This is a genomic window from Enterobacter cloacae complex sp. P17RS (assembly GCF_014895885.1).
GTDB lineage: Bacteria > Pseudomonadota > Gammaproteobacteria > Enterobacterales > Enterobacteriaceae > Enterobacter > Enterobacter bugandensis.
Genome location: NZ_JADBQK010000003.1, coordinates 258,126 through 274,893, shown reverse-complemented (window position 1 = coordinate 274,893; position 16,768 = coordinate 258,126). Strand labels below are relative to the sequence as shown.

The 16,768-nt window shown below is 54.0% G+C and carries 15 protein-coding genes; 7 read left to right on the top strand and 8 right to left on the bottom strand.

The genetic code is table 11. The features are described 5' to 3' along the window. Positions 1 to 82 precede the first annotated feature (82 nt). Entirely contained in the window at positions 83 to 1,315 is a 1,233-nt protein-coding gene (locus IM265_RS02255; protein WP_193030757.1) for a sensor domain-containing diguanylate cyclase, read from the top strand. Positions 1,316 to 1,389: 74 nt separating this feature from the next. Further along, positions 1,390 to 1,530, top strand: a complete 141-nt coding sequence (locus tag IM265_RS02250; protein ID WP_032644880.1) for an Ecr family regulatory small membrane protein — start codon at positions 1,390 to 1,392, stop codon at positions 1,528 to 1,530. Between the two features lie 190 nt (positions 1,531 to 1,720). Here the strand turns inward: IM265_RS02250 and IM265_RS02245 are convergent, their stop codons facing one another. Continuing rightward, on the bottom strand, positions 1,721 to 2,620 hold the full coding sequence (locus IM265_RS02245; RefSeq protein WP_047368665.1) for a LysR family transcriptional regulator: 900 nt from the start codon (positions 2,618 to 2,620) through the stop codon (positions 1,721 to 1,723). Between the two features lie 142 nt (positions 2,621 to 2,762). Between IM265_RS02245 and IM265_RS02240 the strand changes: the two genes are divergently transcribed. Further along, positions 2,763 to 3,692, top strand: a complete 930-nt coding sequence (locus IM265_RS02240; RefSeq protein ID WP_193030759.1) for an aromatic alcohol reductase — start codon at positions 2,763 to 2,765, stop codon at positions 3,690 to 3,692. A gap of 100 nt (positions 3,693 to 3,792) precedes the next feature. On the opposite strand, the gene IM265_RS02235 is transcribed toward IM265_RS02240, so the two are convergent. Continuing rightward, positions 3,793 to 5,409: an ABC transporter substrate-binding protein gene (locus IM265_RS02235; protein WP_193030761.1), complete on the bottom strand. Its 1,617-nt coding sequence runs from the start codon at positions 5,407 to 5,409 to the stop codon at positions 3,793 to 3,795. A 185-nt stretch (positions 5,410 to 5,594) separates the two neighbouring features. On the opposite strand from IM265_RS02235, the gene mpaA reads away from it, so the two are divergent. Next, positions 5,595 to 6,308 (top strand): murein tripeptide amidase MpaA, encoded by a 714-nt coding sequence (gene mpaA, locus IM265_RS02230; RefSeq protein WP_028013357.1) that lies wholly within the window; start codon positions 5,595 to 5,597, stop codon positions 6,306 to 6,308. Here the strand turns inward: mpaA and ycjG are convergent. Next, the gene (gene ycjG / locus IM265_RS02225; RefSeq protein WP_048959059.1) at positions 6,299 to 7,264 is read right to left on the bottom strand and encodes an L-Ala-D/L-Glu epimerase; all 966 of its coding nucleotides are present in this window, start codon (positions 7,262 to 7,264) and stop codon (positions 6,299 to 6,301) included. The genes mpaA and ycjG overlap by 10 nt on opposite strands. Before the next feature lie 108 nt (positions 7,265 to 7,372). On the opposite strand from ycjG, the gene tpx reads away from it, so the two are divergent. Continuing rightward, positions 7,373 to 7,879, top strand: coding sequence for a thiol peroxidase (gene tpx / locus IM265_RS02220; protein WP_028013359.1), 507 nt, complete (start codon positions 7,373 to 7,375; stop codon positions 7,877 to 7,879). 275 nt (positions 7,880 to 8,154) lie between these two features. After that, entirely contained in the window at positions 8,155 to 9,363 is a 1,209-nt protein-coding gene (locus IM265_RS02215) for an aldose 1-epimerase family protein (RefSeq protein ID WP_193030763.1), read from the top strand. Between the two features lie 33 nt (positions 9,364 to 9,396). On the opposite strand, the gene tyrR is transcribed toward IM265_RS02215, so the two are convergent. The 3 genes from tyrR to IM265_RS02200 all read right to left on the bottom strand — a co-directional run bounded on the left by tyrR (position 9,397) and on the right by IM265_RS02200 (position 13,497). Beyond that, complete coding sequence (gene tyrR / locus IM265_RS02210) at positions 9,397 to 10,938, bottom strand: transcriptional regulator TyrR (RefSeq protein ID WP_028013361.1); 1,542 nt, start codon at positions 10,936 to 10,938, stop codon at positions 9,397 to 9,399. A 112-nt stretch (positions 10,939 to 11,050) separates the two neighbouring features. After that, a complete protein-coding gene (locus tag IM265_RS02205; RefSeq protein WP_193030765.1) occupies positions 11,051 to 12,103 on the bottom strand; it encodes a YcjF family protein in 1,053 nt (350 codons plus the stop codon). After that, positions 12,100 to 13,497 carry a YcjX family protein gene (locus IM265_RS02200; protein ID WP_193030767.1) on the bottom strand — a complete coding sequence of 466 codons (1,398 nt, stop codon included), beginning with the start codon at positions 13,495 to 13,497 and terminating at the stop codon, positions 12,100 to 12,102. Before IM265_RS02200 ends, IM265_RS02205 begins: the two co-directional genes overlap by 4 nt. A 155-nt stretch (positions 13,498 to 13,652) precedes the next feature. On the opposite strand from IM265_RS02200, the gene IM265_RS02195 reads away from it, so the two are divergent. Further along, positions 13,653 to 14,663 (top strand): LacI family DNA-binding transcriptional regulator, encoded by a 1,011-nt coding sequence (locus IM265_RS02195; protein ID WP_063154343.1) that lies wholly within the window; start codon positions 13,653 to 13,655, stop codon positions 14,661 to 14,663. A gap of 33 nt (positions 14,664 to 14,696) precedes the next feature. Here IM265_RS02195 and IM265_RS02190 read toward each other — a convergent pair whose 3' ends face one another. Together IM265_RS02190 and IM265_RS02185 are read right to left on the bottom strand one after the other, a co-directional pair. Then, a complete protein-coding gene (locus IM265_RS02190) occupies positions 14,697 to 15,611 on the bottom strand; it encodes an OmpG family monomeric porin (RefSeq protein ID WP_028013365.1) in 915 nt (304 codons plus the stop codon). Positions 15,612 to 15,678: 67 nt separating this feature from the next. Then, complete coding sequence (locus tag IM265_RS02185; protein WP_193030769.1) at positions 15,679 to 16,761, bottom strand: ABC transporter ATP-binding protein; 1,083 nt, start codon at positions 16,759 to 16,761, stop codon at positions 15,679 to 15,681. Positions 16,762 to 16,768 lie beyond the last annotated feature (7 nt).

The following is a 16,768-nucleotide window of genomic DNA, read 5'->3' as shown; positions in this document are numbered from 1 at the left end:
TAGAGTATGTTTCAAGGGAGTACATGCGGGTCAGTTCTGCCATGATTGCCAGGCATATCGTGCCGATGAACGGGAAAATACTATGTCGCAAAATAGTTTTGATGCGCTTAATGCAATTAAAACGCCCGTGTGGCTCATTTCTCCTGTTTCGGAACAGATTATTTTTGCAAATGTGGCCGCAATACAGCTAACGGGTAATAAAACGCTGAATGACCTGCGTAAAGGGTCCTGTTCTGCAAGTGCGCAAACCGTACTGTCGATGTATGTTCCCGAACTGAAAAACGATCACGATATTGTCGAGATCTGGACAGTTAGCCGGGGCGGGCAGGACGTACCGATAAGCTGTCGCCTCTCCCTCACCCACGTCACGCCGGATGGTGATGTTATCGTTTTCGAAGGGATCTCTTCGCACGCCCCCTCAGGCCTGAAAGCCAGCCGTTCCGCAACCTATCAACGCAAAAAACAGGGGTTTTACGCCCGCTTTTTCCTGACCAACAGCGCACCAATGTTGCTAATTGATCCTGCCCGTGACGGGCAAATTGTCGATGCAAACCTGGCCGCGCTCAGCTTTTACGGTTATTCACATGATGAGATGTGCCAGAAGCACACCTGGGAAATTAACACGCTTGGCAGAGGCGTCATGCCCATCATGACGGAGATTGCCGCGCTGCCCGGCGGACATAAGCCGCTCAATTTTATTCACCGCCTTGCCGATGGCACCACCCGCCACGTCCAGACCTACGCGGGGCCCATTGAGATCTACGGCGACAAACTGATGCTGTGCATAATCCATGATATTACTGAGCAAAAGAGGCTTGAGCAGGAGCTGGAAAATGCTGCATTACGTGACTCGATGACGGGGTTACTCAACCGACGTCAGTTTTATAATGTTATCGACCAAACCAACCTGAGCCACCTCTCCGCCCAGCAGCAATTTAGCCTGCTGCTGGTGGATACCGATCATTTTAAAAACATCAATGACCTCTTTGGTCACCTGAAGGGTGATGAGGTGCTCATCGCCCTCTCCCGAACGCTGGAAGCCTGCAGCAGACAAGATGACCTGGTGTTCCGCTGGGGCGGTGAAGAGTTTGTCATCCTGTTGCCGCGTACGTCTCTCGAAACGGCGCTGAAGATTGCCGAATCCGTCCGTGCGGCGGTCGCCCATATTACCCTCCCAGGCTTACCACGCTTTACCGTCAGTATTGGCGTGGCTCGGCATGACCCGGAAGAGAGTATTGACGCGCTGTTTAAACGTGTCGACGATGCGCTCTATCGCGCCAAAAACGATGGGCGTAATAAAGTCCTTGCGGCATGAAACTGGAGTATCGTGAAAAGCCCCGCTACAATGCCCAGCTTAAGTAAATTAACGACGGGTGGGTTGTGGCAACAATGGGAAAGACAGAAATAATACTCACCTTAATTATTTTATTGCTTATTATATTTGGCTTATGGTTTATTTTCAGCGGTGAGATTTGGTTTTTCGTTGAATATCTGGAAAACAGTCTCTACCCCACTTTTGACGCACTGTAGTGCACGTTTAATTTATTGTTTCACCTACCGAATTTGTCAGGTATCTGCATTGCCCTCAGCCACGTAAGATACGCGGCGTTATCCTCCAACAATGTTGATAACGAATCACTAAATCATTTGCTTATTTCGCCCGTTCTCTGACGGGCTTTTTTTATTTCCGGCTATTAAGCAAAATCAGGGTTTTCGCCCGTCAGTCACCATGTTGGTGTAGCACCGCTCTGCTCCAGTCATAAAAGGCGCGTACCGAAGGCGGGAGATAGCGGTTTTGTGGATAGACAAGCGAAAGCGGTAAATCGAAAGAGACGTCCTCCATACAGCGGACCAACGCCCCGCTCTTCAGATACGGCTCAGCCAGATAGCTGGCCACGCGAATTAATCCGAGCCCATGAATTCCGGCCTGGATATAGGCGTCTGTGTCATCAACGATCAGCGTCTCCTTCATGCGGATTGCACAATCGCCGTCATCACGCGTAAAAAACCAGTCAATGGTACGCCCGGTGCGGTGGTTCAGGTAGCCGACTGCGTAATGCTTTTCCAGTTGGTCGAGATTTTCCGGCTTACCACAGGCGGCTATATAGCCCGGAGAAGCCAGAACAACCCATCTGAAGTTCGCCAGAGGGCGCGCGACCAGCGTCGTTGAATCTTCGATCCTCCCGGTGCGGATCACGCAGTCATACCCTTCCTGAATAATGTCCTCCACGTTATCGCTGGAACAGAGTATCAGTTCCAGCTCGGGATACTGGTGGAGAAATTCAGGGAGACTGGGAAGAATGCAATGTCGGGCGAGAGACTGCGGCATCCCGACTTTAAAACGGCCTCTGGGCTGCGCGGATCTGCCGGGAAAGGAAGACTCCATTGTCGCAATATCCGTCAGCAGCCGTTTGCTCTCGTCATAGTAACGTCGGCCTTCTGCGGTCACGCTGAGTTTCCGGGTGGTGCGCTGTAAAAGCTGAATGCCCAGGTATGTCTCCAGCTCCTTAACGACCCGCGATACGGTTGAACGCGGTAGCCCCAGCACTTCTGCCGCCCTGGCGAAGCTGTGGGTCTCGACCACACAAACGTATACCCGCATTGATTCCAGTTTATCCATATTCCCACCGCGCCTGAAAAGATCGATTATCCCATTTTTACGAACAGTCTAACTTATGCTTGTCGTCTTATCGAATGCAGCCATCTGACATAACCTTGCTCAAGTTGAAGTAATCAAGCGATTTAACAAAGAGAGGCTCAGTATGAAAGAACGTGATATCACGACAGGCGAAAAAGTATTAGTGCTTGGTGCAGGACAATTGGGCGCTGCCGTGCTGGAGTATCTGGTTCCGGCAGTCACGCAGCGCGACGGCGCTGTCTCTGTTATCGTATCGCCCGGCTCCAGGGACAGACGGGGTAAGCTTCAGTCCGAAACGCATCAAAAACTGGCTGATGCAGGGGCCAAATTTATCTCTGTCGATGTCGCTGCCAGCACGATTGACGCGTTAAAAAACCACTTCGCGGATTTTGATACTGTTATCAACTGCATGGGGTTTGTCGCTGGCGCGGGAACACAGATAAAGATTACTCGCGCGGTACTGGAGGCTGGCGTTAAACGCTATTTTCCCTGGCAGTTTGGCGTGAATTACGATGTGGTAGGCAAAGGGAGCGGTCAGCCCGTCTGGGACGAGCAGTATGATGTCAGGACGCTACTGCGGGAACAGAACGCGACGGAATGGGTGATTGTTTCAACCGGCATGTTTACCAGTTTTCTCTTCGAACCGGCATTTGATGTGGTGAATTTATCCGAAAAAACCATTAATGCGCTCGGAGGATGGGACACACAGGTCACCGTGACATCACCTGCGGATATTGGCCGACTCACCACCGAAATTTATTTGCATCAGCCGCGGATCGTAAATGAAGTGATATTTGTCGCAGGTGAAACAACCTCATACGGAAAACTGGCAGAAACCGTTGAACGTGTGACCGGCCAAACGTTCACTAAAGACGTATTCCCCCTCTCTGCGTTACTGGGTGAGCTGCGTTTGAAACCGGATGATACGATGACAGGCTATCGCACGGCCTTCGCCAGGGGAGACGGTGTATGGTGGCCGATGAAAGATACCTGGAATGTACAGAATAACCTGCCGACCCAGGATATAGCGTCATGGCTAAAAACCGTCATTTGAGGACATCTCTTTTCAGGACGCTAATGAAAACTGGCGCTGTCAGCCGCGCCAGCTCTCGTTTAGCCGTGGTTACCTTGCGTTAACAGGAAGCCAGTACCGATTAGTGCCTTTCAATATATATCGTCCGGCTATATGCCACGTCTTCCGGGTTATTGATGGGGTAGCCCTTCACCCAGGGCTTAATCAGGCGACCGTTAGTGTACTGATAAATTGGCGCGATGGGCGCCTTCTCCATAAGGATTTTCTCCGCCATGTTGTAGTCCGCATTGCGCGCCTTCGCGGTGGTTTCCAGCGTCGTCTGCTGGACGATCTTATCGTAGGCAGGGTCATTAAAGCGGGAGATATTGCCGCTGTGAGTGGAGGTCAACAATGACAGGAACGTTGATGGCTCGTTGTAATCGCCCACCCATGAGGCGCGGATCACATCAAAGTTGCCGGTGTTACGGCTATCAATGTAGGTTTTCCACTCCTGGTTTTGCAGTTTGACATCCACACCGAGATTTTTCTTCCACATGGAGGCCACCGCAATCGCGATTTTCTGGTGGTTTTCCGAAGTGTTATACAGCAGGTTCAGCTTTAGCGGACGCTGAGGACCGTATCCTGCAGCCTGCAGCAAGGTTTTGGCCTGGGCGTTCAGCTCCTGCTGCGACATCTGCTCAAACGGCGAGGCGTCCGGAGTGAACCCTGCCGTCACGTCTGGGGTGAAGTGCCAGGCGGGCTTCTCCCCCGTCCCTAACACCTTTTCTGCCATGATACGACGGTCGATGCTCATACTCAGCGCCAGACGAACCCGTGCATCCGCCGTCGGGCCTTTTTGGGTGTTAAAGGCATAGTAATACGTTCCCAACTGAGGCGGCGTATAAACCTGCCCCGGAATGTCCTTCATGAGCTTCTGATACATGTTTTTTGGGAACGATTCGGTAATATCAATATCCCCTGCCAGGTAGCGTTTGGTCGCCGACGATTCCTGATTAATCGGCACGAAGGTCACCTTCTGCAGTACCGTTTTGGCATTGTCCCAGTAGTGCGTATTGGGCACCACAACCAGTTTTTCATTCACCACGCGGTCCTTCAGAACGTAAGCCCCGTTCCCCACCAGCGCGCCCGGTCGCGTCCACTCTTTAGCGCTTTCGACGTTAGCTTTTTGTACTGGATAAAAAGCAAAGTTCGCCGTCAGGTTGCTGAACCACGGCAGCGGTTTGTCCAGCTGAACGCGTAACGTTCTGGCGTCCACCGCCGTCACACCCAGCGTATCGGGCGCGGCTTTGCCGTCAATAATGGCCTGCGCGTTATTAATTCCCGCCAGCGCGGCAAACCAGGCAAACGGAGAGGTGGTTTTCGGGTCAACCAGACGCTGCCAGCTGTAGACAAAATCCTGGGCGGTGACAGGGGAGCCGTCGGACCATTTCGCGTCATCGCGTAAGGTAAACATCCAGACACGGTTATCGTTGCTCTGCCAGCGTGTCGCCACGCCCGGCGTCAGCTCCCCTTTCTCATTCTGATTAACCAGGCCTTCAAAGAGATCGCGAATCACCTGAATCTCTGGCAACCCCACGGCTTTCGCCGGGTCCAGCGAAGCCGGCTCGTCTTTAATATGCCTGACCAGCTCTTGTTTTTGCGCCAGCGCAGTGCCCTGCGGCACGTCAGCTGCGAAAGAAAGTGAAGAGAGCCCGCACAGGCACAGTGCGGCAAAAAGACGCGAAACAGGATGCTTCATAAGATCCCCTTTAATGAATTCAGGTATTAAGCAGATGCGTAATTATTTGTTTCGACAAAGAGAAATGCAAATAACTTACGCCTGAATAGTGATTTAAGGCAATTCTTAGCCATTACGGAAACTATTTGATTAACAGCGGGTTTTGCACAACACTGCCAGTAGTGACTTCTTTATCAGGATTTCGTATGGCAACCACCCGACCGAGAGCGGAACGCGGCGCCTTTCCGCCGGGCGCTGAGCAATATGGCCGCTCCTTTTTAGGCGCATCGCTGATCTGGTTCCCCGCCCCCGATGCAGACCGCGAAAGCGGCTTGATTCTTGCCGGCACGCACGGGGATGAAAACTCCTCCATCGTGACGCTTTCCTGCGCGCTGCGGACGCTGACGCCGTCATTGCGACGTCATCACGTGATTCTGGCGGTTAACCCGGACGGCTGCCAGCTGGGTCTTCGCGCCAATGCGCGAGGCGTTGACTTAAACCGTAATTTTCCATCAGCAAACTGGCGCGCCGGGGAAACGGTGTATCGCTGGAACAGCTCCGCCGAGGAGCGTGATGTGGTTCTGCTAACGGGAGATAAGCCGGGCTCAGAGCCGGAAACCCAGGCGCTGTGCCAGCTAATCCATAAGATCCATCCCGCGTGGGTGGTCTCCTTCCACGATCCGCTGGCCTGTATTGAAGATCCGCGTCACTCCGAGCTTGGCGCGTGGCTGGCAGACGCTTTCGCCCTGCCGCTCGTGACCAGCGTGGGCTATGAAACGCCGGGCTCGTTCGGTAGCTGGTGCGCCGATTTGAGCCTGCCCTGCATAACCGCTGAATTCCCGCCGATCTCCTCCGACGAGGCCAGCGAAAAATACTTAAAAGCCATGGTGGATCTTTTACGCTGGCAGCCTCAGAGATGAAGCACGCCGCTGGTAAAATGGAGCGCGGGAGAGACGTCAACCGCCAGCCACGTCGGGCCGTCCAGATCGGCGAAACGGACCTGATTGACCAGCGGTAGCGCCGCGCCGATTGCCCGGGACGTACAGAGCATACAGCCCAGCATCAGTGAAAAACCTTGCGCCCGGGCTTCTGCCGCCAGGGCCAGCGCCTCTGTCAGCCCGCCGGTCTTGTCGAGCTTAATATTAATCATCTCGTAGCGGCCCTGCAGCTCGCTCAAGCTCGCGCGGGTGTGACAGCTTTCATCCGCACAAACGGGTAACGGATGGATAAAGTTCTTCAGCGCCGCGTCATCTTTTGCTGGCAGAGGCTGCTCCAGCATGGCCACCCCCAGGTCGGCCAGCAGCTGACAGCGGGCGGCCAGCCCTTCTGGATGCCATGATTCATTGGCATCAACAATCAGCGTGGCTGAGGGTACCGCCGCGCGAATGGCGACCATCCGCTCGCTAATCAGACGATCGTCGAGCTTCACCTTCAGCAGCCGGGCCCCGGCGTCATACAGCGCTTTGGCGCTGGCGGCCATCTGTTCCGGCTCGCCAATCACTACCGTTTGCGCGGTAGCCACCGATTCCGGCAGCGCCACGCCCAGCAATGCTGTCAGGGGTTGCTGCTGTTTCGCCGCCTCCAGACTCCACAGCGCACTATCAATGGCGTTACGTGCGGCCCCGGCGGGCAAACGATGCTGTAATGCCTCGCGCGTGAGCCCGGTTTGCAGGTCTGGCACCAGCGTCATGATATGCGCCATCACTGACGCGAGGCTTTCACCATAGCGCGGGTAAGGCGTACACTCCCCTACGCCTTTAAAACCGTCCTCTTCGATTTCAACGACCACCACGCTGGCTTCGCTTCGGCTGCCGCGGGAGATCACAAACGGGGTATGCAATGGCCAGGCTTCTTCATAGACCTTAACGCTTCTCATCACTGACTCCTTGCAGCCCGGAAAGGCGAAAAAATTTGGTTTGCCGTGTTATCCGCGGATGGCATACACTAGCCCCGACGTTAACTATATGTAAACAGGAAGATATCTATGTCACAACTCGTTCATTTCCAGGGCAACCCGGTTGCTGTTGCAGGTTCCATTCCGCAGGCTGGCAGCAAAGCGCAGGCTTTTACTCTGGTGGCTAAAGATCTGTCTGACGTCACACTGGCTCAGTTTGCGGGCAAACGCAAAGTGCTGAACATTTTCCCGAGCATTGATACCGGTGTTTGCGCCGCATCCGTGCGTAAGTTCAACCAGCTGGCAACTGAAATGGACAACACCGTTGTGCTGTGCATTTCTGCTGACCTGCCGTTCGCCCAGTCTCGCTTCTGCGGCGCTGAAGGCCTGAGCAACGTTATCACCCTCTCCACCCTGCGCAGCCCGGATTTCCTCGAAAACTATGGCGTCAGCATCGCCGAAGGCCCTCTGAAAGGCCTGGCAGCACGCGCGGTACTGGTTCTTGATGAAAACGACACTGTCATCTTCAGCGAACTGGTTAATGAAATCACTACCGAGCCGGATTACACCGCCGCGCTGGAAAAGCTGAAAGCATAATCATTACTTAGCATTCTATACCGCTTTTTCAAAACCTCGCTATGGCGGGGTTTTTTATTAATTACTGGCTGAATCGTTATAGCAATAATGAGCTTGCGTCACAAAATTAACGCAATTAAGTTTCTGGAATTCAGCAAAATAGCGATCACACCCGCATATTGATCGTTAAACAACCCTGAATTTACCCTCAGTGAGGCGCATCACATTTCCCTTATCGCCAAAACATTAGATTTGCTTACGAAGTTAAATAATCGTTTCAGCAAAAAGGGATAAATATGAAAATAAAACTGGCTTTAACGCTCCTTTCGGTACTGGTTTCGGGCCATGCCGCAGCAAAAACCTGGGTGCTGACAAGCGCTGAAAGCAGCGTGGAAAAAGGAAACTGGAAGATATCCAGCGATGAGCTGAAAATTAACGATCGAATGTTCAGCATTGAGCAAAAAGTGTTGCACGGCGGCAAGCAGGAAGGCAGTAAAGTGATCGTTATTAGCAGTAAAAACGGCCTGACCATCACCTTAAGCCCGACGCGCGGGATGAACCTTCTGCATGTGGAGGGCTTTGGCACCAGGCTGGGCTGGAACTCCCCCGTTAAAGAGGTCGTTAACCCGGCGTACATTAATCTGGAAAGCCGAAACGGACTTGGCTGGCTGGAAGGTTTCAACGAGATGATGGTCCGCTGTGGCTACGAATGGACGGGGCACCCGGTCACCGCTGACGGCCAGATTTACACCCTGCATGGCAAGGCGGGGAATACACCGGCATCCCAGGTGGAGGTAGAAATTGCGGATGCTGCCCCGCATGAAATTCGTATTCGCGGTCTCATCAAAGAAAGCACCTTTAAAAAAGCGGATCTGCAAACCATGACCGAACTGCGTTACGTTCCAGGAACCAACCAGTTCAGCCTGCATGACGTTCTGACGAACCATGCCGATTACCCTCATGACTATCAGATCATCTACCATAGCAACTTCGGGGCGCCTGTCCTCGAAGAAGGCGCGCGCTTCCTTGCCCCGGCGGCAAGCGTGAGCCCGTTCAATGATTACGCGAAAGCGGGCGTTAACGACTGGCAAACCTACGCCGGGCCGACAAAAGGCTTTGATGAGATGGTCTTTAACATCAAACCGCTTGCGGACAGCAACCATGAAACCCTCGCGGCGGTGGTGAATAAAGCCGGTGACAAAGGCGCGTCAATTCAGTTTGATACCCGCCAGCTGCCCGTGCTGACCCTGTGGAAAAATACCGATACGCCAAAACAGGGCTATGTCACGGGGATTGAGCCAGGCACCAGCTACGCCTACCCCGTCACCATTGAACGCGAGCAGAAGCGGGTTAAGCAGCTGCAACCAGGCGCCAGCGCTCAATTTGACCTGACCTATACCCTGCTACACAGCGCGCAGCAGGTGAAGGACGTCGAAAGCAGGATTGCGTCGATTCAGGGCGAGACAAAAACAGAGATCGTGACCACGCCGCTGGCGAAGGAATAAGCATTAAAAAAGCCTCTTTACAGAGGCTTTTTGTTATTCGTCACCTTTCTTATGATTCAATCCATACTCACGTAACTTATTCGCAATCGCGGTATGCGAGACGCCAAGCCGTTTTGCCAGCTTTCGGGTGCTGGGATAGCTGCGGTACAGCTGCGTCAGCACGGAGCGCTCGAAACGGCTGGTGATATCATCCAGCGACCCTTCCATCGCCTCTTCGCCTACCGATACCGTTCCGGCGTCGTAATCCGGCAACAGGATATCTTGCGGGCGCAGTTCATACCCTTCCAGCTGGGTCAGCGCGCGATAAACGGCGTTTTTAAGCTGACGAATGTTGCCCGGCCAGCCGTAGCGCATTAACACCGTGCCGAGATCTGCAGACAGTTTCGGACGTGGAACGCCCTGCTCGTCGGCAAAGCGGGCCACAAACAGCTCCGTTAGCGGCATGATGTCCTGCGGACAATCGCGCAGCGGTGGAATATTCAGCGTCAGGACGTTGAGGCGGTAATAGAGATCTTCGCGGAAAATCCCCTTTTGCACCAGCTCCACCAGGTTTTTCTGGGTGGCGCAAATGACGCGCACGTCCACATGCACTTCGTGATCCTCACCGACGCGGCGGAAGGTGCCGTCGTTCAGGAAACGCAGCAGTTTAGCCTGCATACGCGGCGACATTTCGCCGATCTCGTCCAGCAGCACGGAGCCGCCGTTGGCCTGCTCGAAGAACCCTTTCTTGCCTTCCGGCGCGTGTCCAAACAGCTCGCTTTCGACGGCATCTTCTGGAATAGAGGCACAGTTAAGCGCCAGATACGGTTTTGCCGCACGCGGGCTTGCCAGGTGCACGGCGTGCGCCAGCAGATCTTTCCCGGTACCGGTATCGCCGGTAATCAGCAGCGGCGCGGTCAGGCTGGCAAGCTTGCGCGCCTGGTCAACCACGTGGCGCATCTTCGGGCTGACGGCAATAATCTGGCTGAATGCGCCAACGTCCTGGCTGGAGAGGTTTTGCAGCTGGCGCCCCATGCGTAGCGTCGAGCGCAGCATGATCACCGCCCCGGTCAATACGCGACTATTTCCTTCTCCTTTCAGATAGACCGGTGTGATCTCCATCAGGAAATTCTGCCCGTTAATCACCACATGCTCGCTGTGCGTATTCTGCGGGTTGCTGTCCAGCCAGCGCTGGAAGTTAAAACCGGGGATCAGCTGCGCGGCGTGGTGGCTGCTGAGCTTCTCCTGGCTCTGCGCGAAAAGCTGGCAGCTCGCGTGGTTAACGCGCTCGACTTTACTTTTCAGATCCAAAGAGAGGAACGGTTCGGGCATCGCTTCAAGCAGCGCGCTCAGGGCGAGGTGCTCACGTTCGGAGGGCATCCAGGGGATGGTGCGTACATCCGTAACGCCAGCGATACGGCGGATTTCCGCCATCAGGCTGCTGAAGGTGTTAAATTCAATTTCGGCAAAATTGAGGTAAATTCGCCCGACAGGATCGATCTCAATGCCACGTAAATCAATGCTACGTAAAACAAGAAGATCGAGTAATTCGCGGGTAAGACCGAGACGGTCTTCACAGAAGACTTCAAGACGCATGGGAAATTCACCGTTTTAAGCCAATAACGTTAAAATGATATGTCAGAACTCGGTGAACCGGAAGATGGCTGTCAAGAAATATTGACAGCCAGCACGATTAGTGAACAACGCCTTAAGGAGACGGTTTTTTATTGAGCGTTTCTTTCAGCTGACCGATCAGTTCACGCCTGAAATCCCCCAGCCGCGGCTTATCGCCATCAATCCACGGCAGCGGACGGCACACCTCCATCGCTTTGATACCCAAACGCGCCGTCAGCAAGCCCGCGCCAATGCCCTGGGCTGCACGGGCTGAAAGACGCGCCGCCAGATCCTGCGACATCCAGTCCATTCCCACTTCGCGCACCAGCTCGCTCGCGCCCGCAAACGCGATATTGAGCAGGACCAGTTTGAACAGCCTGAGCCGACTGTAATAACCCAGCTCTATGCCGTAAAGGTTCGCGATACGGTTGATGAGGCGCAGGTTACGCCAGGCGATAAAGGCCATATCCACCAGCGCCAGCGGGCTGACGGCAATCATCAGCGTGGATTCCGCCGCCGAACGGCTAATCTCACGCCGCGCCTGGGCATCCAGCACCGGCTGAACCATATGGGAATAGAGCGTAACCACCTCCCGGTCGTTCTGGGTTTCATGGATGGCGGCGTACCAGCGCTGGAGCGCCGGATGCGACTGATCGATACCGGCCTGGCTGGCCAGTTTTTCACAGAAGGCGCGGCCTTTGCCGGCGCCGTGGCTGTGGAGGAGATCCCGCGCTTCATCGCGCTCGTGCGCGCGCTGTCGCAAACGCCAGAGGCGGCGCCACTCGGTGGCAACCGACCCGACGCCCGCCCCCACGATGAGCGCGCCCGCGGCACATCCTCCCAGCGCAACCCAGTCCTGGGTTTGCCAGGCGTTCATCGCCCACTGGACGCCCTGCCCGACCACGCTGACGCCAAACAGCGCCAGACCGGCGGTGACCATCTTGCGCCACAGGCTGCGTTTAGGACGCAGAGCGGCTTCCACGACCGCCTCCGCCGGACCTTCCTCGACGGAGGGATCGTCCGGCAGCGCCGGGGCGAAGTTCTCCGCCTGCGCGCCGCTGAACGTCTGCGCCGTTTTAAAGGCGTCCTGACGCTCGGGCTCAAGCGTTCCGGTAAAGTCTATGCGCGGTTTTAAGGGTTCCGTCATCGCAGTTTATCTCCAATCAAAAACTCCAGCGCCGCATCCAGACGGATGTGCGGTAACGGCCGATCGACGCTCATGGTCTGAGGGCGGAAGGCTTCAAACTGGAAGCCCTGACTCTGCCAGAAGGCCTGACCCGGCAGCCGCGCGGGGACTTCGCCGGGATAGACGGTAAGCGGCTCGCCGTCACTGAGTCGATTCCCGCGTAATGCTGGTATTTTCTCGCCGTTAAGGTCAATCAGGCCGCTTTGGGTCGCCTGCACCGATGCGAGCCCAAGACAATCCATACTGATGCCTTCAAACGCGGCGTTTTGCCAGGCGTCCTGCACCAGCTGCTGCAGCAGAGAAACCATGTTGGCGTGCTGATCGACCGTAACGTGATCGGCTTTCGTGGCCGCAAACAGCAGCTTGTCGATCACCGGTGAGAACAGACGACGAAACAGCGTCCGCTGCCCGTAGTGGAAACTCTGCATCAGCTGCGTCAGCGCGAGGCGCATATCGTTAAATGCCTGCGGCCCGCTGTTGAGCGGCTGCAGGCAATCCACCAGCACAATCTGGCGGTCGAAACGTAAAAAGTGGTTTTTATAAAAACCTTTGACCACCTTTTCGCAGTAGTAATTGTAACGCTCGCGCAGCATGCCGGCATTCGTGTGTTTGTCGGCCTGTGCCAGCTTCGACTCGCCTGCGCCGTCCACATCCGGCCACGGGAAGAACTGCAGCGCGGGCGCGCCTGCTAAATCACCCGGCAAGACAAAACGGCCCGGCTGGATGAAGTGCAGCCCTTCCTGTTTGCACTGATGCAGATAGTCCGTCCAGGCTTCAGCAATGGTCGCCAGACGGTTTTCGTCCGCAGGCGCCAGCGGATCAAGGCCCTCGCACAGCTGTCGCCATTTCGTTGACCACTCTGCGCGTTGCCCTTGCAACAAGCCCGTCATCTGGCGGGACCAGCTGAGGTAGTCCTGCGCCAGCATCGGCAGGTCGAGCAGCCATTCGCCGGGATAATCGACGATTTCCAGATACAGGGTTGAGGTATCCTTAAAGTGACGTATCAGCGATTCATTAGAACGAAAGCGCAGCGCAAGGCGAATTTCACTGACGCCTCGCGTTGGCGTCGGCCACGCGGGCGGATCGCCGTAAAGCTGCGCCAGCCCTTCGTCGTAGGTGAAACGCGTTATGCCAAAATCACGCTGAGGGACGCGCTTAACGCCCAGCAGACGCTCTTCGCGCACGGCGCTGAGCAACGGCAGTCGCGCGCCGGCGTGCAGGTTCAGCAACTGGTTTACCATCGCGGTGATGAACGCCGTCTTACCGCTGCGGCTCAGGCCGGTAACGGCCAGACGCAGATGTCGATCAACGCCGCGGTTCACCAGTGAATTGAGTTCGTTCTTAAATCGCTTCATCGCCATCCTTCATTGCCCGGAAGCCAGGAATGTATGGCTTCAGAATACAATAAATGGGGGCAGATCGTTGATTATCAATTCTTATTTATTGCTATTGCCGTTTTCTCTCCAGTAAGATGAACGACATTGCTGTCAGTCCGGAGTGAGTAAGGTGTATGTCACCCACCATCTATGATATCGCACGGGTTGCGGGCGTATCGAAATCAACCGTTTCCCGCGTTCTGAATAAACAAACGAATATTTCCCCTGAAGCGCGAGACAAAGTGCTTAAGGCCATAGACGAATTAAATTATCAGCCCAACAAATTGGCCCGCGCCCTGACCTCTTCTGGCTTTGATGCCATTATGGTTATTTCGACCCGCTCGACCAAAACTACTGCCGGTAACCCTTTTTTCTCCGATGTTCTTCACGCCATTACGGCAAAAGCGGAAGAGGAAGGGTTTGACGTTATTTTACAAACCTCGAAAAGCAGTGAGGACGATCTGCAGAAGTGCGTGGGAAAAATAAAGCAGAAGATGATCAAAGGGATCATCATGCTGAGTTCACCCGCAAACGAATCTTTTTTCACCACGCTGGACGAATACGGTGTGCCCGTGGTGGTTATTGGAAAAGTAGAAGGAAAGTTCCAGAATATTTATTCTGTTGATACGGACAATTTTCACGACAGCGCTATTCTGGTCGATTCGTTTATTAAACATGGGCGAACAAAAATTGCCTGTCTGCATGCCCCGCTCGATTATCACGTTTCTATCGATCGCCTTGCGGGTTATAAATCCAGCCTTGAGAAGCAGGGTATCGCCATAAACCCGGACTGGGTCATTGATGGCGGATATACCCATGAAAGCGCGCTCCAGGCAGCCTGCAAATTACTCTCGTCTGACAACCCGCCCAATGCCGTTTTTGCTACTGACAGTATGAAATTGTTGGGTCTATATCGTGCAGCGGATGAGTTAAATCTGATGGTTCCCGAGCAGGTTGCTATGGCAGGCTACAGCGATCCGATGCTGTCTCTCGTTTTAACCCCTGCGCCAGGCGGGTTTGATATTCCGACGAGAAAGCTCGGCGAAGAGAGCTGCAACGTGTTGTTTAAGCGTATTGCGGGTAAACCTGCGCCGCATAAGATTTTGGTTGATACGCATTTTTCGGAAGCGGCGTCCTTGCGCTAATAACCAGGGGCAATCGCCCCTGGTAAATCATGATCAAAACGCGTAGTTCACGCCGACACCCGCATAGTGGAAGCGATCGCTCTCACCTTCGTCATGGTTTTCCCATTCGTAGGCATATTCCAGCGTCATGGATAAACCGTTGTTAAAATCATAGGCGTACAGCATACCCAGACGGTTGAAATCATGTCCTTCACGCGTCGGATCGTCCTGCCAGTCCCAGTTTGACCAGCGATCGAGTCCCAGACGGGTATAAGGCGTTAACGTCGTCTGGCCTAACGAAATCGGCAGGTAGGCACGAATTTCCTGGGTAGAAAACTCGCCGTTATTACGTGAGCTGTCCATATTGAAGCCGCGCTCTAAATAATAATTTACTTTCGCAGAGAACGTTTCGTTGATGGTCCAGGTAAAACCGGTTTCGGTCTCGACGCGGCTGTCAGAATAACCGGTTTTATCCAGATCGTTGGCAAACTGATACATGGCAAACCAGCCGCCAAAGCGCCAGTCGTCGGTTAATTTAATATCCCAGTCAGGCTGAACTTTGTAGCGCTGCATATTAGCGCTACCGTCTTTGGCGCCGTGTTCATCTTTAAAGTGATAACCATAATTGCGGAAGCCACCGGTCAGACCGAACGTAAAATCATCGGTGCCGATAAAGCGATAGCGCAATTCAAATTCCGGGCGATCGAAATAGGTGCCACGCGTCATGCTGCTATAATCAACCGGCCCTTCCTGATACATTGCCAGAGAGATTGTCCAGGCATCCCATGTTGCATTAAACCATACGGAGGGTTCATATAATCCATCTTTATCGTCGCTCTGACCTTCGACGTTTTCAATTTCATACATGGCACCGATATTAAACGCCCACTGCTTTGCGGGTTCTGTTGCTTGCGCGCAGCTAACCCCTGCGCACAGAACGAGCGCAGCACTTCTTAGTAGAGTACTCATAAAATATTCCCTTTATAATTAACAAACAAAAAAAACCGGAAATTTGCATTTCCGGCAAACACCTTTCTTATCTAATAGCCGCTTCGGTATCGGCGTCGAAGAAATGGCACTTATTCATATCGAACTGAATGCCGATAGTATCTCCGGCAACGTAGTCATTGGCCGCGCCTGCGCGGACAACCAGTTCATGTCCACCCACGGTGGCATAAAGCATAAATTCGGCACCGGTAAGCTCAGCGACGCTGACTTTCGCCGCAATATCTTCTCCGCTGCTCTGTAGGGTAAGAATGTCTTCCGGACGGATCCCGAAGACGACCGCTTTACGCTGGTAACCTTGCGCATTCAACTCGGCCAGCTTGCCCTCAGGGATCTCCAGACGCAGCGTTTCCGTTACGAAATAGCGATCGTCGATAGCGCCACGAATGAAGTTCATTGCCGGAGAGCCAATGAACCCTGCGACAAACATATTAGCCGGCTCGTTGTATACCTGCTTCGGCGCACCCACCTGCTGAATGATGCCGTCTTTCAGGATCACGATGCGGGTCGCCATCGTCATGGCTTCCGTCTGGTCGTGCGTAACATAGATCATGGTGGTGTTAAGCTTCTGGTGAAGCTTGCTGATTTCGGCACGCATCTGCACGCGAAGCTTGGCATCGAGGTTGGATAACGGCTCATCCATCAGGAAGACGCCCGCTTCGCGCACGATCGCCCTGCCCAGCGCCACGCGCTGGCGCTGACCACCCGATAAAGCGCCAGGTTTACGCTTCAGGTATTCGCGTAGCCCTAAAATCTGCGCCGCCCAGTTCACGCGTTCTTCAATCACCGCGGGCGCTATTTTTTGCATTTTCAGGCCAAACGCCATGTTGTCGTAGACCGTCATATGCGGATAAAGCGCATAGTTCTGGAATACCATCGCGATATCACGCGATTTGGCAGGCACGTCATTCATGCACACGCCGTCGATAATCAGTTCACCCGCGCTGATCTCCTCAAGACCGGCAATCATTCGCAGCGTCGTGGATTTACCGCAGCCCGACGGACCGACGAAAACAATAAACTCTTTGTCTTCAATTTCGAGGTTGAAATCCTTAACCACGTGGACCTGGTTATCATAGATTTTCTGAATATGTTTCAGAGAAAGTTGAGCCATAATTTAT

Excerpts from the sequence above, each read along its gene's own strand:
- IM265_RS02235 (WP_193030761.1), bottom strand. The coding sequence starts at position 5,409 with ATGAAGCATCCTGTTTCGCGTCTTTTTGCCGCACTGTGCCTGTGCGGG.
- IM265_RS02200 (WP_193030767.1), bottom strand. The coding sequence starts at position 13,497 with ATGAAGCGATTTAAGAACGAACTCAATTCACTGGTGAACCGCGGCGTT.
- IM265_RS02190 (WP_028013365.1), bottom strand. The coding sequence starts at position 15,611 with ATGAGTACTCTACTAAGAAGTGCTGCGCTCGTTCTGTGCGCAGGGGTT.
- IM265_RS02205 (WP_193030765.1), bottom strand. The coding sequence starts at position 12,103 with ATGACGGAACCCTTAAAACCGCGCATAGACTTTACCGGAACGCTTGAG.
- IM265_RS02255 (WP_193030757.1), top strand. The coding sequence starts at position 83 with ATGTCGCAAAATAGTTTTGATGCGCTTAATGCAATTAAAACGCCCGTG.
- tpx (WP_028013359.1), top strand. The coding sequence starts at position 7,373 with ATGTCACAACTCGTTCATTTCCAGGGCAACCCGGTTGCTGTTGCAGGT.
- IM265_RS02215 (WP_193030763.1), top strand. The coding sequence starts at position 8,155 with ATGAAAATAAAACTGGCTTTAACGCTCCTTTCGGTACTGGTTTCGGGC.
- mpaA (WP_028013357.1), top strand. The coding sequence starts at position 5,595 with ATGGCAACCACCCGACCGAGAGCGGAACGCGGCGCCTTTCCGCCGGGC.
- IM265_RS02240 (WP_193030759.1), top strand. The coding sequence starts at position 2,763 with ATGAAAGAACGTGATATCACGACAGGCGAAAAAGTATTAGTGCTTGGT.
- tyrR (WP_028013361.1), bottom strand. The coding sequence starts at position 10,938 with ATGCGTCTTGAAGTCTTCTGTGAAGACCGTCTCGGTCTTACCCGCGAA.
- IM265_RS02245 (WP_047368665.1), bottom strand. The coding sequence starts at position 2,620 with ATGGATAAACTGGAATCAATGCGGGTATACGTTTGTGTGGTCGAGACC.
- ycjG (WP_048959059.1), bottom strand. The coding sequence starts at position 7,264 with ATGAGAAGCGTTAAGGTCTATGAAGAAGCCTGGCCATTGCATACCCCG.
- IM265_RS02250 (WP_032644880.1), top strand. The coding sequence starts at position 1,390 with ATGGGAAAGACAGAAATAATACTCACCTTAATTATTTTATTGCTTATT.
- IM265_RS02185 (WP_193030769.1), bottom strand. The coding sequence starts at position 16,761 with ATGGCTCAACTTTCTCTGAAACATATTCAGAAAATCTATGATAACCAG.
- IM265_RS02195 (WP_063154343.1), top strand. The coding sequence starts at position 13,653 with ATGTCACCCACCATCTATGATATCGCACGGGTTGCGGGCGTATCGAAA.